Annotated in this window: 13 protein-coding genes; 12 read left to right on the plus strand and 1 reads right to left on the minus strand. The window is 74.0% G+C overall.

The features are described 5' to 3' along the window. The first annotated feature begins 59 nt into the window (after positions 1 to 59). Genes CR162_RS08770 through CR162_RS08780 form a run of 3 tightly spaced genes read left to right on the plus strand, consistent with a single transcriptional unit; the run spans position 60 to position 5,901 of the window. Positions 60 to 1,703 (plus strand): (2,3-dihydroxybenzoyl)adenylate synthase, encoded by a 1,644-nt coding sequence (locus CR162_RS08770; protein WP_099095168.1) that lies wholly within the window; start codon positions 60 to 62, stop codon positions 1,701 to 1,703. Positions 1,704 to 1,721: 18 nt separating this feature from the next. Further along, complete coding sequence (locus CR162_RS08775; RefSeq protein ID WP_099095169.1) at positions 1,722 to 1,985, plus strand: phosphopantetheine-binding protein; 264 nt, start codon at positions 1,722 to 1,724, stop codon at positions 1,983 to 1,985. Further along, positions 1,978 to 5,901 (plus strand): amino acid adenylation domain-containing protein, encoded by a 3,924-nt coding sequence (locus tag CR162_RS08780; RefSeq protein ID WP_245870212.1) that lies wholly within the window; start codon positions 1,978 to 1,980, stop codon positions 5,899 to 5,901. Before CR162_RS08775 ends, CR162_RS08780 begins: the two co-directional genes overlap by 8 nt. A gap of 67 nt (positions 5,902 to 5,968) precedes the next feature. Here CR162_RS08780 and CR162_RS08785 read toward each other — a convergent pair whose 3' ends face one another. Then, positions 5,969 to 7,069 carry a YncE family protein gene (locus tag CR162_RS08785; protein WP_099095171.1) on the minus strand — a complete coding sequence of 367 codons (1,101 nt, stop codon included), beginning with the start codon at positions 7,067 to 7,069 and terminating at the stop codon, positions 5,969 to 5,971. Between the two features lie 237 nt (positions 7,070 to 7,306). On the opposite strand from CR162_RS08785, the gene CR162_RS08790 reads away from it, so the two are divergent. From CR162_RS08790 to CR162_RS08830, 9 genes are all read left to right on the plus strand, one after another. After that, positions 7,307 to 8,602: an ABC transporter substrate-binding protein gene (locus tag CR162_RS08790; RefSeq protein ID WP_099095172.1), complete on the plus strand. Its 1,296-nt coding sequence runs from the start codon at positions 7,307 to 7,309 to the stop codon at positions 8,600 to 8,602. Between the two features lie 22 nt (positions 8,603 to 8,624). Continuing rightward, on the plus strand, positions 8,625 to 9,494 hold the full coding sequence (locus tag CR162_RS08795) for a branched-chain amino acid ABC transporter permease (protein ID WP_099095173.1): 870 nt from the start codon (positions 8,625 to 8,627) through the stop codon (positions 9,492 to 9,494). After that, complete coding sequence (locus CR162_RS08800; RefSeq protein ID WP_099095174.1) at positions 9,491 to 10,462, plus strand: branched-chain amino acid ABC transporter permease; 972 nt, start codon at positions 9,491 to 9,493, stop codon at positions 10,460 to 10,462. Before CR162_RS08795 ends, CR162_RS08800 begins: the two co-directional genes overlap by 4 nt. Further along, positions 10,459 to 11,208: an ABC transporter ATP-binding protein gene (locus CR162_RS08805; protein ID WP_099095175.1), complete on the plus strand. Its 750-nt coding sequence runs from the start codon at positions 10,459 to 10,461 to the stop codon at positions 11,206 to 11,208. The genes CR162_RS08800 and CR162_RS08805 overlap by 4 nt, the downstream gene beginning before the upstream one ends. Positions 11,209 to 11,216: 8 nt before the next feature. Further along, entirely contained in the window at positions 11,217 to 11,933 is a 717-nt protein-coding gene (locus tag CR162_RS08810; protein ID WP_245870213.1) for an ABC transporter ATP-binding protein, read from the plus strand. After that, on the plus strand, positions 11,930 to 12,745 hold the full coding sequence (locus tag CR162_RS08815) for an alpha/beta hydrolase (protein ID WP_099095176.1): 816 nt from the start codon (positions 11,930 to 11,932) through the stop codon (positions 12,743 to 12,745). The genes CR162_RS08810 and CR162_RS08815 overlap by 4 nt, the downstream gene beginning before the upstream one ends. Then, entirely contained in the window at positions 12,742 to 13,872 is a 1,131-nt protein-coding gene (locus CR162_RS08820; RefSeq protein WP_099095177.1) for an ABC transporter substrate-binding protein, read from the plus strand. Before CR162_RS08815 ends, CR162_RS08820 begins: the two co-directional genes overlap by 4 nt. Before the next feature lie 67 nt (positions 13,873 to 13,939). After that, positions 13,940 to 14,263: a DUF2218 domain-containing protein gene (locus CR162_RS08825; protein WP_099095178.1), complete on the plus strand. Its 324-nt coding sequence runs from the start codon at positions 13,940 to 13,942 to the stop codon at positions 14,261 to 14,263. Positions 14,264 to 14,362: 99 nt separating this feature from the next. Beyond that, a complete protein-coding gene (locus CR162_RS08830) occupies positions 14,363 to 15,100 on the plus strand; it encodes an SDR family NAD(P)-dependent oxidoreductase (RefSeq protein WP_099095179.1) in 738 nt (245 codons plus the stop codon). Position 15,101 lies beyond the last annotated feature (1 nt).

Here is a 15,101-nt window from a genome sequence, read left to right on the forward strand (position 1 = left end):
GGGAGCGGTCCCTCCCGCGCCCTCCCCTTCCGCCGGCCCGCCGAGAACGGATACTTGCCTTGATCCCACTGCGACAGGAATGGCCCTCCGAATTCGCGGCGCGCTACCGTGCGGCCGGCCATTGGCGCGGCGAGACCTTTCCCGGCTTCCTGCGCCAGCGCGCCGCCGAGCGGCCGGGCGCCCTGGCCGTGGTGGGAGGCGACCAGCGCTGGACCTATGCGGAGCTTCATGCCCGCGCCGAGGCCGCCGCCGCCGGCTTCCTGGCCCTCGGCCTGCGCCCCGGCGAGCGCGTGGTGGTGCAGCTCGGCAACATCCCCGAGTTCTTCTCCGCCGTGTTCGGCCTGTTCCTGGCCGGGCTGGTGCCGGTCTATGCCCTGCCCGCCCACCGCCTGACCGAGATCCGCCACTTCACCGAGAAGGCCGAGGCCAGCGCCTACATCGCCGCCGACCGTGGCGCGGACGGCTTCGACTACCGCCCCCTCGCCCGCGCGCTGCGCGAGGCCGCGCCGGGCCTGCGCCACATCGTGATCGTGGGCGAGGCCGCGGAGTTCACGCCCTTCGCCGCGCTGGAGGGCGACCGCACCACCCTGCCGCCGGACCCGGACCCCGCCAGCGTCGCCTTCCTGCAGATCTCGGGCGGCACCACGGGGCTTTCCAAGCTGATCCCGCGCACGCATGACGACTACATCTACAGCTTCCGCGCCAGCAACGGGATCTGCGGCGTCACGCCAGAGAGCGTGTTCCTCGTCGCCCTGCCCGCCGCGCACAATTTCCCCATGAGTTCGCCGGGGCACATGGGCGCCCTCCATGCCGGCGCGCGCGTGGTGTTGAGCCCGACGCCGAGCCCCGAGACGGCCTTCCCGCTCATCGCGCGGGAGGGTGTCACGATCACCGGGCTGGTGCCGCCGCTGGCGCTGCTCTGGGCGCAGGCCGCCGCCTCCGGCCGGCACGACCTGTCCAGCCTGGAGGTGCTGCTGGTGGGCGGCGCCAAGCTGACGCCCGAGGCGGCGCGCCGCGTGCGGGACGCCCTGCCCTGCCAGTTGCAGCAGGTCTTCGGCATGGCCGAGGGGCTGGTGAACTACACCCGCCTCGACGACCCCGAGGAGATCGTGCTGGAAACCCAGGGCCGCCCCATCAGCCCGGATGACGAGGTGCTGATCGTGGACGACCTGGGCGAGCCGGTGCCCGAGGGCCAGCCCGGCTACCTGCTGGCGCGCGGCCCCTACACCATCCGCGCCTACCACAACGACGACGCGGCCAATGCCCGCTCCTTCACGCCGGGCGGCTTCTACCGCACGGGCGACGTGGTGCGCCGCACGCCGGAGGGATACCTCGTGGTGCAGGGCCGCGCGGGGGACCACATCAACCGCGCGGGCGAGAAGATCTCCGCCGAGGAGATCGAGGATCATCTCCTCGCCCACCCGAATGTCTTCGATGCCGCCGTGGTTTCCGTGCCCGACGAGTTCCTCGGCGAACGGAGCTGCGCCTTCGTCATCCCGCAGGGCGAGAGGCCGCGCGCGCCCGCGCTGAAGGCCTGGATGCGCGGGCGCGGCATCGCGGACTTCAAGGTGCCGGACCAGATCGTCCTGGTCGACGCCTTCGAGACCACCGCCGCCGGCAAGATCAGCCGCCGGGAGCTGCGCGCCCGCCTGCGGGCCCGGCTGCTGGCCGAGGAACAGGCAGCCCTGAAGCAAGAAGGCTGAGCAAAGGATCACACGAACATGGCCGAGGCAGTGAACCCGCCGATGACGCGGGAGAAGATGCGCGCCGACATCGCGCGCGCCCTGCGCATGGCGCCCGACGAGTTCGGCGACGACGAGGACTTGGCCGATCTCGGCCTCGATTCCCTGCGCGCCATCAACCTGGTGACGTGCTGGGGCGAGGCCGGGCTGTCGCTCGAGTTCGGCGAGCTGGCGGAGAAGCTCACCGTCGATGCCTGGTGGGCCGTGGCCGAGCGGGCGATGGCGAAGCAGGCCCGTGGCTGAGCCCCTCCTTCTGGCGCAACATCCCGGGCCCGGGGAGGCCGGGCCGGCCCTGCCGCTGACCGAGGCACAGGAAGGGCTGTGGTTCGCGCAGCGGATCGACCCCGGCAACCCGGTCTTCAACACCGGGCAGTATCTGGAGCTCCGCGGCGCGCTCGACCTGCCCGCCTTCCGCGCGGCGGTGGACGGCATGGTGGCCGAGGCGGACTGCCTCGCGCTCCGCATCCGGGAAACGCCGGCGGGGGTGGTGCAGCGGCCGGACCCGGCGCTCCGCCCCTGGCTCGAGGTGGTGGACCTCTCGGCCGCGCCGGAGCCGCTCGCCGCGGCGCGCGAGGCCATGGCGCGGGACATGGCGACCCCGGTCGGGCTGAGGCAGGGCGGGCTGGCGCAGGGTGGGCTGGCGCAGGGTGGGCTGGCGGCCGAGCGGCTCTACCGCCTCGGCGCCGGGCATCACCTCTGGTACCAGCGCGCCCACCATCTCGCGCTCGATGGCTACGGCACGGAGCTGCTGGTCCACCGCGTCGCCGCCCTCTACGCGGCACGCCTCACCGGCGCCGATCCCGGCCTGGCCCTGGCGCCCTTCGCCGCCACGGTGGAGGCGGACGCCGCCTACCGCGCCTCCCCCCGCCGCCAGACCGACGCGGCCTATTGGCGGCAGGCCATGGCCGGCGCGCCGGATGCCGCGGGCTTCACCCCAGGGCCGGGGCGCACCGCGCGTGCCGCCCACCGCGCCCACGCCGCGCTCGACGCCGCCACGGGCGAGGCGCTGCGCCGCATCGCCGCCGCGCACGACATCGCCTGGCCCGACCTGCTGACCGCGCTGCTCGGCGCCTATTGCCGCCGCATCACCGGCGAGGAGGAGGCGCTGGTCGGCGCCACCTTCATGAACCGCTTCGGCAGCGCCGCCGCGCGCGTGCCCTCGACGCAGATGAACGTGCTGCCGCTGCGCATCCGGCTGGACGAGACAGCGCCGCTGCACGAGGCGGTGGAGGGCATCGTCGCGCAGCTCGCGCGGCTGCGGCGGCATGGCCGCTACCGGGGCGAGCAGCTGCGGCGCGACCTCGGCCGCGTGGGCGGTGGGCGGCGGCTGCACGGCGCCATCGTCAACATCCAGCCCTTCCACAGCATCCCGGACTTCCCCGGCCTCGCCGCCACGCTGCACCTGCTCGGCACCGGGCCGGTGGACGACATCACCTTCGACCTCCGCACCGATCCAGGCGCCGCCACGCTGCGCCTGGATGTGGAGGCCAATGCCGACCTCTACACGGCCGGAGAGGCCGCCGCCCATGCGCGGCGCGCGGCGCATTTCGTCGCCGCCGCCCTCCAGGCCGGGCGGCTGGCCGATGTGCCGACCGCGACGCCCGAGGAGGCCCACCGCTTCACCATGGCGGTGAACGACACGGCCCATCCCGTGCCGGACACCACGCTGACCGCCCTGATCGCCCGCGCCATGGTGGCCACGCCGGATGCCACCGCCCTGCGCTTCGGCGGCGAGGCGATGAGCTATGCCACGCTGGACCGGCGCAGCGCCGCCCTGGCCGCGGCCCTGGCCGTGCGCGGCATCGGCGCGGGCGACCTCGTCGCCGTGGCGCTGGAGCGCTCGCCGGAGCTGGTGGTCGCCCTGCTGGGCGTCATGCGCGCAGGCGCGGCTTACCTGCCGCTCGATCCGGCCCACCCGGCGGACCGGCTGGCGCGCATCCTGGATTCGGCCCGGCCGCGCCTCGCCCTCGCGGCCACGGCGCTGCCGGGCGCGGTGGAGACGCTCCCCCCTGACCTGTGGCCCGGGACCGGCGACGCCCCCAACGGCCCCAAGCCGGAGGACGCGGCCTATGCCATCTACACCTCCGGCTCCACGGGCGAGCCCAAGGGCGCCGTCATCCAGCACCGCGCCATCGTCAACCGCCTGGAATGGATGCGGCGGCACTACGGCTTCACCGCGCGGGACCGCATCCTGCAAAAGACGGCCGCGACCTTCGATGTCTCAGTCTGGGAGTTCTTCCTGCCGCTGCTCTGCGGCGCCACCCTGGTCCTCGCCCCGCCCGGCGCGCAGCGCGACCCGGCGGCCATCGCCGGCCTGATCCGGGAGGAGGGCATCACCACCGCGCATTTCGTGCCCTCCATGCTCGCGGCCTTCCTGGCGCATCCGGCGGCGCGGGGGCTGGAGATGCGGCGCGTCTTCTGCTCGGGCGAGGCATTGACGGCGGAACTGCGCGACCGCTTCCACGCCACGCTGCGGGCGGAACTGCACAACCTCTACGGCCCCACCGAGGCCGCCGTGGATGTCACGTGGTGGGATGCCTCGGCGGGCGACACCAGCAACCCGCTGCCGATCGGCTTCCCTGTCTGGAACACGCGCCTCTATGTGCTGGACGCGGCCCTGCGCCCGGTGCCCGCAGGCGTCACGGGGCATCTGTTCATCGCGGGCGTGCAGCTGGCGCGGGAATATCTCGGGCGGCCGGACCTCACCGCCCGCGCCTTCATCCCCGACCCCTTCCACCCCGGCGAGCGGATGTACCGCACGGGCGATCTCGCCCGCTTCCGCGAGGATGGCGCCATCCTCTATCTCGGCCGCTCGGACGGGCAGGTGAAGCTGCGCGGCTTCCGCATCGAGCTGGGCGAGATCGAGGCCGCGCTCGGCGCCTCGCCCATGGTGGCGCAGGCCCGCGTCATCGCGCGGGAGGACCGGGCGGGGGACAGGCGCCTCGTCGCCTATGTCGTGCCGCAGGAAGGCCATGACCCGGCGGCGCTGCGCGCGCATCTCGCCGCGCGGCTGCCGGACTACATGCTGCCCGCCGCGCTGGTGCCGATGGCGTCCCTGCCGGTGAACAGCAGCGGCAAGCTGGACCGTGCCGCCCTGCCCGCCCCGGATCTGCCGCGCGAAGGCGGCCGCCCGCCGGAGACGGACACCGAGCGCCGCCTCGCCGCGCTTTTCGCCGCCGCGCTGGACGTGGCGGAAATCGGCGCCGAGGAGGATTTCTTCGCGGCCGGCGGCAATTCCCTCCTGGCCGTGGAGCTGATGCTGCGCATGCAGGAGGAGTTCGGCCGCGACCCCGGCCTCGGCGCCCTGTTCGAGCACCCGACCGTGGCCCGCCTCGCCGCGCTGCTGGAAGCCGATGCCCTGCCGCCGGGCGATGACGGGCTGCGGCCGCTGATCCGCCTCGGCAACGGGCGGGCGGGGACCCCGCCGCTCCATGTCGTGCATCCCGCCGGCGGCATCGCCTGGTGCTATGGCCGCCTCGCCCGCGCGCTCGGGCCGGACATCCCGGTGCTCGGCCTGCAGGCGCCGGCGCTCGACCGCGAAACGCCGCTGCCCTCCAGCCTGGAGGCGCTGGCGGCCGACTACGTGGCGCGGCTGCTGGCGGAGCATCCGGGCGGCCCGGTCCATCTCGCCGGCTGGTCGGTGGGCGGCATCATCGCCCAGGCGATGGCGGTGCGGCTGCGGGAGCTGGGCCATGCGGTCGGCACGCTGGCGCTGCTCGACGCCTACCCCGCCGATGCCTGGCGCGCCGAGGCGGAGCCCGACGCCGCCGCGCTGTTCCGCGCCCTGCTGGCGATCGCCGGGCACGACCCGGCGATGCATCCGGAGCTGCCGATGCGGCGGGAGGCGGTGCTGGCCTTTCTGCGCCAGAGCGGCACGCCGCTCGGCCGCCTGCCGGAAGCGGTGCTGGACGGGGTGATGCGGGTGATGGAAGGCAACAACCGCCTCGTCCGCGGCCATCGCCACCGCGCCTTCGATGGCGCGCTGCTCCACATCCGCGCGGCGCGCGACCATGCCGGCCGCGCCCTTTCCCCCGCCATGTGGGCACCCTACGCCGCCACGGTCGAGGTCGCGGAGGTGCCGGCGCTGCATGGCGAGATGATCGGCGCGGCGGCGGTCTCCCGCATCGCGCCGCTGCTGCGGGCGCGCATGGCGGGCTGAGGCGCTGCCCGCCGCCCTGGCGCGGACGCGGCGGCCCGGGAGAGGCGTTTCGCCTCCCCCGTCCGCCTCAGGCGCGGATCAGGCTCACCGTGTCGCCATTCGGGTCCTCGGGCGCGGGGGCCGGTGGCTGGCCCTGCGCCGGGCGCGGCGCCATGCGCGCCTTGTTGGTGACGTAGGCGAGGCCCGTGCGCCGGTCCACGGCCACGGTGTTCGGATGCGTGCCGGTCCGCAGGCTGGCCAGCACCGCCAGTTCCCGCGTGTCCACCAGGCTCACCGTGCCGGCGCCCCGGTTGGCCACATAGGCCAGCGCGCCATCGCCCGACAGGGTGACGCAGAGCGCGCCCGCGCCGGTTTCCAGCACCTTCACCGGCTGGCCGGAAGCGGCGTCCAGCACCGCGAGCTGCCCGCTCTTCTGGTTGGTGCAGAACAGGCGCCCGCTGGCGGCGTGGAAGGCCAGGTTGATCGGCCCCTCCCCACCCGAGGCGAAGCGGCGCACACCGGCGCGGCGGGACAGGCTCACCTCCACCACCTGGTTCGGCTCCAGCGCGGCGGCGAAGAGCCGGTCCCCCGCCGGGTCGTGGGCAAGGCCGGAGATGCCGCCCTCGAGCCCTTCCGTGATGACGGCGGAGACGGTGTTGGCCGCCGTGTCCACCACCCAGATGGCGCTCGGCTTGTCGCGGTAGCCGAAGACGGAGACGAAGGCGCGGTTGCGCGCCTCGTCCACCAGCACCTGGCGCAGATGGGCGCCCTCGCCCTCGGCGATCCGCGCCTTCACCTGGCCGCTGCGCAGGTCGATGGCGAGCAGCTTGCCGCTGCGCGTGCCGGTGCCGAACAGCGTGCCGGTGCTGTCGTTCACGCCCAGGCCGAAGACCGCCTCGGCGCCGAGCTCAATGGTGGAGCGCGTCTCCAGCGTGCGCGGGTCGAGGCCGAAAATCCTGGCGCCGTCCGCGCCGCGCGGGCCGGTGCTCGCCACATGCACGAGGTTGGTGGTGGTGCTGACGGCCAGCTCGTAGAGGCCGGGGGCCAGCTTCACGGTCTTCTCCACCGTGGCGGCGGCGCGTGCCGGCGCGGCGCGCAGGGCGAGGCCTGCGGCGCCCAGCAGGGCGAGCACATGGCGGCGCCGGAGCGCGGGCGGGGCGGGCAGCGTGTGGGCAGGGTTGGCGGGCATTGCTGGGCTTTCCTGAAGCGACCGGGCCATATGCGAATGCCTATCATTACCATTGCAGCGCGGGTTCCACAAATCCCTGGGGGCCGCCGCTGGCCAGCACCGGCTGGGGCGCCTGGCCGGACCGGCAGCCTGATCCCGCCAAGCCCCGAGGACGGGGGGGCCTTGAAAAATGGGGGAGGCTCTGCGACAAGAAATTGCGAACCATTCGCATTTTCCAGGTGAGGTGACTGAGTCGAGATGGACAGGCTGCATCGGCGGAAGAACCTCCGCACCGGCAATTCCGCGCCCCCTTCGGCGCCCCACCTGGCGCCGGGCCGCAGGCTGGTCCTGGGCGGCATCGCCGCCACCCTCGCCGGCCTGCCGCCCGCCCGCCCCACCCTGGCCCAGACCACCCTGGCCCAGCCCTCCTTGCCCCAGCCCGCCCTGGTCCAGGCGCGGCCGGTCCGGATCGGCATGATCACCTCCCTTTCCGGCCCCTTCACCGCGCTCGGCGAGAGCATGCGGGCCGGGATGCAGCTCCTCCTCGCCCAGTCCGGCCACAGGCTCGCCGGGCGCCCGGTCGAGTTCCTGGTGGAGGACGACCTCGCCCGCTCCGAGGAAGGCGCCCGCAAGGCGCGCAAGCTGATCGGCCAGGACCGGGTGGACCTGCTCTGCGGGGTGATCAGCTCCGGCGTCGCGCTGGCGCTGCGCGACGTGGTGACGGAGGCGCGCACCCCCACCTTCCTGCTCGGCTCGGCCAACGACCTCGCCCGCGGCGCCGCGAGCCCCTTCATCGTCCGCCCCACCAAGACGAACTGGATGCTGGGCACCACGGCGGCGCGTTGGGCGCATGAGAAGCTTTCCGGCGCGCGGGTGCTGACCGTCGGCTCCGACTACGCGGCGGGGCGCGAATACATCGGCGACTTCGCCGCCACCTACCAGCAGCTCGGCGGCCGCCTCGGGCGCCAGCTCTGGACGCCGCTCGGCAGCGCCGATTTCGGCCCGCTGCTCACCACCATCGCCGCCGAGCGGCCGGAGGCCGTCTATGGCTTCTTCGCCGGCAGCGACGCGGTGCGCTTCCTGCGCCAGTGGAAGGAATACCGCCTCGCCGGCCGCGTGCCGCTGTTCGGCGCCGGCGCCTTCTTCGACCAGGAGGACGTGCTGCCCGCCGTGGGGGACGCGGCACTGGGCGCGCTCGGCACCTTCCACCAATCCCCGACCGCCCCGGCCAGCGCCGCCTTCAACCAGGCCTACATGGCGACCGGCAAGCCGCTGCCGGGCGAGTTCAGCACCACCGGCTATGTCTGCGGCCAGGTGATCAGGGCCACGCTGGAGCGCGCGGACGGCGACCTGGCGGACTGGGCGAAGGCGTGCGGCGCCCTGTTCTCCGCGCCCGTGGAGACCGCCTTCGGCACCATGCCCTTCGACCCGCGCAATGGCCAGGCGATCCTCGACATCCATGTCAACGAGGTGCGGCGCGGCGAGGATGGCCGCATGGTCAACACCGTGCTGCACACCTACGAGAAGCTGCGCGACCCGGGGCCGGACGCCTGAACACCGCGGAGGAGCCGCCCCGATGGGCTACGCCATCGTCCAGACCCTGAACGCCCTGTCCTTCTCGGCGCTGCTGCTGCTGACCGGCCTCGGCCTCTCGGTGGTGCTGAGCCTGATGAACTTCGTCAACCTGGCGCATGGCGGCTTCTACCTGCTCGGCAGCTATGTGGCGGTGCTTTGGCTCGGCTCGGGCGCGCCCTGGTGGCTGGCCTTTCCCGCCGCCTTCCTCGCCGCGGGCCTGGCCGGCGCGGTGCTGGAGCGCTTCCCCTTCCGCCGCTTCTACGCCCGGCCGCACCTGATGCAGGTGCTGCTGACCTACGGACTTTCCGTGATCATGGCCGATCTCATGCGCTGGGGCTTCGGCGCGCAGATCCTCACCCCCGAGCTGCCCGCGGCGCTCCAGGGCGTGGTCTTCCTGTTCGACATGCCCTTCCCCCTCTACCGGCTGTTCCTGATCGGCGCGGGCGTCGCGCTGGGCCTGCTGCTCTGGCTGCTGCTCGACCGCACCCTGTGGGGCGCCGTGCTGCGCGCGGCGGTCACGGACCGTGGCATCGTCGAGACGCTCGGCATCGACACGCGCCACCTGTTCGCCGCCGTGCTGGTCCTGTCGGCGGGGCTGGGCGGGCTGAGCGGGGCGCTCGGTGCGGGCATGCTGGCGGCCTATCCGGGGCTCGACGAGGAGGTGCTGATCCTGGCCCTCGTCACCGTGGTGGTGGGCGGGCTCGGCAGCTTCGGCGGCACGGTGGCGGGCGCCCTGGTGGTGGGCTTCGCGCTCACCTTCAGCAAGGTGTGGTTCCCGGAATTCGCCAATGTGGTCGCCTTCTCCGCCATGGCCGGCTTCCTGCTGCTGCGGCCGAACGGCCTGATCGCCCCGCCGCTGCGCCAGATATGAGGGACATCCCGCTTTCCCGGGCGGCGCCGCTGGCGGCCGCCCTGCTGGCGCTGGCGCTCGCCCCGCTGCTGGCCGGCGCCTTCCATCTCCGCTTCCTGGCCGAGATCCTGCTGCTGGGCACGGCGGTGATGAGCCTCGACCTTTTGGTGGGCCTGGGCGGGCTGGTCACGCTCGGCCACGCGGCGCTGTTCGGCACGGCCGCCTATGCGGCGGCGATCGCCGCGCTGCATCTGGGCGGCAACCTGTTCCTGGTGCTCGGCGCCGGCACCGGCGCGGCGCTGCTGATGGCAGCGCTGATGGGTGTCGCGATCATGCGGAGCAGCCATCTCTTCCTGCTGATCCTGACCCTGCTGCTGGGGCAGGTCGCGTGGGAGGTGGCCTTTCACTGGCGTGAGGTGACCGGCGGCGCGGACGGGCTGCGCGGCCTGCCGCCGCTCTCGCTCGGCCCCTGGCGGCTGGATGGGCCGCGCGCCCTGTTCCTGCTGTCCGGCGGCCTCGCCCTGGCCGCCTATCTCCTGGCCCGCTCCTTCGCCGACGCCCCCATCGGGCGGGCGCTGGTGGGCGCGCGCGAGCAGCCGCTGCGGATGAGCGCGCTCGGCTACAGCATCCCGCGCATCCGCTTCCGCGCCATGCTGGCGGCGGGCGGCATCGCGGGGGCGGCGGGCTCGCTCTATCCTTTCCTCAACCTCTATGTCGGGCCGCAGAGCGTGCACTGGTCGCTGTCCGCCACCATGATCATCATGCTGGTGATCGGCGGCGTCGGCTCGCTCTGGGGCGCCTTCCTGGGCAGCGCGATCTATCTGGCGCTGCAGACCTATGTCAGCGCCTACACCGATCGCTGGCAGCTTTTCGTCGGGCTGGTCTTCGTGCTGATCGTGCTGCTGCTGCCGCGCGGGCTGGCAGGTGGCCTCACAGGAGGCCTGGCGGGGAGCCTCGCGGGCGTGCTGTCGCGGCGGGGCAGGCCATGAGCGCGCTGCTCGAGATCTCCGGCATCGGCAAGAGCTTCGGCGCCGTCCGTGTCCTTTCCGGCATCAGCCTCGCCGTTTCGGAAGGCGAGACGCTCGGCCTGATCGGGCCCAACGGCGCCGGCAAGACGACGCTGTTCAACGTCGTCACCGGCTTTCTGCGGGCGGATGCGGGGCAGGTGCGCTTCGCCGGCGCGCCGGTGGACCGGCTCCCCCCCGCCGAGCGCGCCGCGCGCGGGCTGGTCCGCACCTTCCAGAAGGCGATGGTGTTTCCGGCGCTGAGCCTGCGCGAGAGCCTCGCCATGGCCGCGCGGCAGCGCGCCGGCCAGGGCCTGCGCTGGCTCGGCGCGCGCGCCTGCCACCAGGAGAGCGCGGCGCGGGTCGAGCGCCTGCTGGCCGAGAGCGGCCTCGCCCGCCATGGCGGGGAGCGCATGGCCGATCTCTCCTATGGCGAGCAGCGCATCGCCGACCTGCTGATGGCGCTGGCCCTCGAGCCCCGCCTGCTGCTGCTCGACGAGCCCACGGCCGGCCTTTCCCAGGCCGAGGCGGAGCGGCTGCTGGGCATCGTCCGCCGGCATGACGCGCGCACCGCCATCGTGCTCATCGCGCATGACATCGACATCGTCTTCAACCATTGCGACCGGATCGCGGTCATGCATCTCGGGCAGCTGCTCCGCACCGGCACGCCGCAGGCGGTGCGGCAGGACGCGGCGGTGCGCGCCGCCTATCTCGGGAGCCTCGCGGATTGATGCACGGCATGCCGCCCTCCCCCCCGCTGCTCGCCCTTTCCGGCCTGTCGGCCCATTACGGCGCCGTGGAGGTGCTGCGCGGCCTGTCCCTGGAGGTGCGGGCGGGCGAGGCGGTGGCCCTGCTCGGCCGCAACGGCGCCGGCAAGAGCACCCTGGCGCAGGCGCTGTTCAACCTCGGCCCCCGCATCGGGGGTGGCGTGCGGGTGATGGGCCAGGACGTGGCCGGCTGGCCGACCCACCGCATCGCGCGCCTCGGCATGGCGCTGGTGCCGCAGGGGCGCGGCCTGTTCCCCAGCCTGACCGTGGCGGAGAACCTCCGCCTCGCCACCCTGCGGAGCCCGCGCGGCGCCTGGACGCTGGAGCGCGTCTTCGCCGTGTTCCCGCGCCTGGCGGAGCGCCGCGCCGCCTCCAGCAGCGCGCTCAGCGGCGGCGAGCGGCAGCTCCTCGCCATCGGCCGCGCCCTGCTCACCCAGCCGCGCCTGCTGGTGCTGGACGAGCCGAGCGAGGGCCTGGCCCCCCTGGCGGCCGAGGAGATCATCCTGGGCCATGTCGCGCGGCTCGCGGCGGAGGGGCTGACCGTGCTGCTGGCCGAGCAGAACCTGCCCCTCGCCCTGCGGCTCTGCCCGCGCGCGGTGGTGCTGGCCGGGCGCGGCATCGTCTTCGACGGCGCCTCAGAGGCCCTGCGCGCCGACCATTCCCTGGTGCGGGAGCATCTCGGCGTATGAGCCTGCCCGCTTCCTCTCCGCAGCACGGCCCGCCCGTCGCGCTGCCGCGTACCACCTGGTGGGACATGCCGGCCGGGCCGGCGGCGCACCGCATCTTTCTCGCCTGGCCGGAGGCGCCGCCGCCGCCCGCCGGCTACCCGGTGCTGCTGCTGCTCGATGCCAATGCGGGCTTCGCCACGGCGGTCGATTCCTACCGCGCGCTCACCTGGCGCGACACGCCGGGCCGGCCCGCGCCTGCGCTGATCCTGGGCCTCGGCCAGCCTGGCGACAGGGTCTATGACCCCGCCGCCCGCCAGCGCGACTACACGCCGGCGGCGCCGGGCTCGGACGCCTTCCTCCGCTTCATCGAGGCAGCGCTGCTGCCCGCGCTGGCCCGCCGCCACCCGATTGACCAGGGCCGCCTCGCGCTGTTCGGCCATTCCCTGGGCGGCCTGTTCGCGCTGCACGCCCTGCTCGCGCGGCCCGGGCTGTTCCAGAGCCTCGTCATCGCCAGCCCCTCCCTGTGGTGGAACGAGGGGGCGATGCTGGCCGCCGCCCGCCGCTTCGCCGCCCGCCTGCCCCCGGAAGCGGCCAGAACCCGGCTGCTGGTGACGGTGGGCGGGCTGGAGGAGAGCGACGAGGGGCCCCGTGGCGCCATCCGGGCCGCCCGGCGCATGATCGGCAATGCGCGCGACCTCGCCGCGCTGCTGCGCGGCGCCGGCCTTTCGGCCGAGTTCGCGGAGTTCGCTGGCGAGGACCATGGCTCCGCCCGGCTGCACGCCCTGCTCCGCGCCCCCCGCTTCGCCATTTCCCCGGCAGGAGAGACCGCATGAACCGCCGCGCCTTCCTTGGCACCACCCTGCCCCTGCTGGCGGCGCCCGCCCTGCTTCCGCGCCTGGCACGGGCGCAGGGCCCCATCCAGGTCACCGATCTGCGCGGCCGCAGCGTCACCCTGCCCCGGCCGGCGCGGCGCGTGGTGCTGGCGCAGGCGCGGCACGTCCTGGCGGTCGGGCTGCTGCACCCCGATCCGGTCTCCCTCGTGGTCGGCTGGGGGGACGACCTCCGCGGCATGAACCCGCCCGACTACGCGATGCTGCGCGCCCGCTTCCCGCGCGCGGACGCCATCCCGATCGTGGCGCGCGCGGGCCAGAACGCCAACCTGTCCCTCGAAGGCATCCTGGCGGCGCAGCCGGACCTGGTGATCGCCAGCGGCGGCCCGCTGCACGCGGAATCGGAGAACGTGCTGAACCGGCTCGCCGCCGCCGGCATCCCCACCGTGGTCATCGACTTCTTCAGCAACCCGATGCGCGACACGCGCCGCAGCATGGCGATACTGGGCCAGGTGCTCGGGCTGGAGGAGCGCGCCGCGGCGTTCGACCGCTTCTACACGGCGCGGATGGAACGCATCTCGGCCCGGCTCGCCGGCGCAGAGGCGCGGCCGCGCGTCTTCGTCCATGCCCATGCCGGCGGCACGGCCTGCTGCTCCTCGCCGGGCAGGGGGGCGTTCGATTCCATCGTGCGCTTCGCCGGCGGCCACAACATCGGCGCCGATACCCTGCCGGGCAATGTCGGGCAGCTTTCCCTCGAATACATCCTGACCCAGGACCCGGCGGTCTATGTCGCGACCGGGGGGCCGTATGGCGGGCGCGGCGGCATCTCGCTCGGCACGGGCGTGGAGGCGTCCACGGCGCGCCAGGACCTGGCCGCCGTCCTGCAGCGCGAGAAGCTCGCCGTGCTGCCCGCCGTGCAGGCGGGGCGCGCGCACGCCATCTGGCACGGCTTCAACGACACGCCCGCCCATATCGTGATGCTGGAGGCGCTGGCGCGCTGGTTCCACCCCGAGCGTTGCGCCGATCTCGACCCGGCGGCGACGGTGGCCGCCCTGAACGCCGGGTTCCTCGCCCTGCCCATGGAGGGCACCTACTGGACCGACCTGCGCCCCGGCGCCGGCACGCCCTGAGCCGGCACGCCCTGAGCCGGCGCCACATCCGGCGGGCGTCCTTCTCGTTTCCCTGGAGGGAAGAACCTTGCGCTTCCAAAGCCGGGCCACCGTGCCCACCGCCCATGCGAGCCGCTACATCCAGCAGCTCTGCAAGCACTGGAGCCACAGCCTGGCGGTGGAGTTCGACGCCGATCAGGGCAGGATCGTCTTTCCGCGCGACCTGCGCGGCGCGGACTGGCCGGACGCGGCCACCCTGCTGCTCCAGGCCCGCCCCGAGGGGCTGGAATACACGCTGGCCGCCAGCGCCGAAGGCCAGCTCGCCGCGCTGAAGGGCACGGTGGAGCGGCATCTGGACCGCTTCGCCTTTCGCGAGGCGCCCCTCGCCTTCGCCTGGAAGGACGCGGCCTGAGCGGAGGCCCCGCCATGGGGCCCGCCTCGCCGCTGGCCGCCCCGGCAGAGGCCCGGTAGGCTGCCCCCGCCGCATCGCTGCGGGGGAAGGAACCGAACCATGGCCCAGAAGCGCAAGGTCGCGCTCATCACCGGCTCCGGCCGCAACATCGGCCGCGCCGTCGCGCTCGGCCTGGCGGAGGACGGCTTCGATATCGTCCTCAACGGCTCGTCGGACCGCGCGGCCTGCGAGGCGGTGGCCGGGGAGGCGGAGGCGCTGGGCGCTGCCACCCTGGTCGCCCTGGGCGATGTCGGCCAGGCGGCGGATTGCGCGCGGATCGTGGCCGAGGCCATGGCCCGCTTCGGCCAGGTGGACGTGCTGGTGAACAACGCGGCGATACGCCCAGCCATGCCGTTCCTGGAAACGCCCGAGGAAACCTGGCGCCGCGTCCTCGCCGTGGACCTGGAGGCGGCCCGCTGGCTGGCGCGGGACTGCCTGCCGGGCATGCTGGCCCGCCGCTGGGGCCGCATCGTCAACTTCACCGGCATGAACGCCATCCAGGGCTATGACGGCCATGCCACGGTTTCCGTCGCCAAGCATGGCGTCTGGGGGCTGACCAAGGCACTGGCCAAGGAGTTCGGGCCGCAGGGCGTCACGGTGAACGCCATCTCCCCCGGCCCCACCGCCAAGGACGGGCAGGACACCGCCAGCGGCCCTGGCGCGGTCCTCGCCCGCATTCCCCTGGGCCGCCTCGGCACGCCCGCCGAGGTGGCGGTCCTGGTCCGCACCCTGGCTTCCGAGGCGGGCGCCTTCATCAACGGGCAGATGCTGCAGGTGAACGGCGGCACGCAGACCTGAG

Source organism: Teichococcus rhizosphaerae, from assembly GCF_002631185.1.
Classification (GTDB): Bacteria; Pseudomonadota; Alphaproteobacteria; order Acetobacterales; family Acetobacteraceae; genus Pseudoroseomonas; species Pseudoroseomonas rhizosphaerae.

What these genes read in the sequence shown, in the direction of transcription:
- CR162_RS08775 (WP_099095169.1), top strand. Translation starts at nt 1,722, where the DNA reads ATGGCCGAGGCAGTGAACCCGCCGATGACGCGGGAGAAGATGCGCGCC.
- CR162_RS08785 (WP_099095171.1), bottom strand. Translation starts at nt 7,069, where the DNA reads ATGCCCGCCAACCCTGCCCACACGCTGCCCGCCCCGCCCGCGCTCCGG.
- CR162_RS08790 (WP_099095172.1), top strand. Translation starts at nt 7,307, where the DNA reads ATGGACAGGCTGCATCGGCGGAAGAACCTCCGCACCGGCAATTCCGCG.
- CR162_RS08795 (WP_099095173.1), top strand. Translation starts at nt 8,625, where the DNA reads ATGGGCTACGCCATCGTCCAGACCCTGAACGCCCTGTCCTTCTCGGCG.
- CR162_RS08800 (WP_099095174.1), top strand. Translation starts at nt 9,491, where the DNA reads ATGAGGGACATCCCGCTTTCCCGGGCGGCGCCGCTGGCGGCCGCCCTG.
- CR162_RS08805 (WP_099095175.1), top strand. Translation starts at nt 10,459, where the DNA reads ATGAGCGCGCTGCTCGAGATCTCCGGCATCGGCAAGAGCTTCGGCGCC.
- CR162_RS08810 (WP_245870213.1), top strand. Translation starts at nt 11,217, where the DNA reads ATGCCGCCCTCCCCCCCGCTGCTCGCCCTTTCCGGCCTGTCGGCCCAT.
- CR162_RS08815 (WP_099095176.1), top strand. Translation starts at nt 11,930, where the DNA reads ATGAGCCTGCCCGCTTCCTCTCCGCAGCACGGCCCGCCCGTCGCGCTG.
- CR162_RS08820 (WP_099095177.1), top strand. Translation starts at nt 12,742, where the DNA reads ATGAACCGCCGCGCCTTCCTTGGCACCACCCTGCCCCTGCTGGCGGCG.
- CR162_RS08830 (WP_099095179.1), top strand. Translation starts at nt 14,363, where the DNA reads ATGGCCCAGAAGCGCAAGGTCGCGCTCATCACCGGCTCCGGCCGCAAC.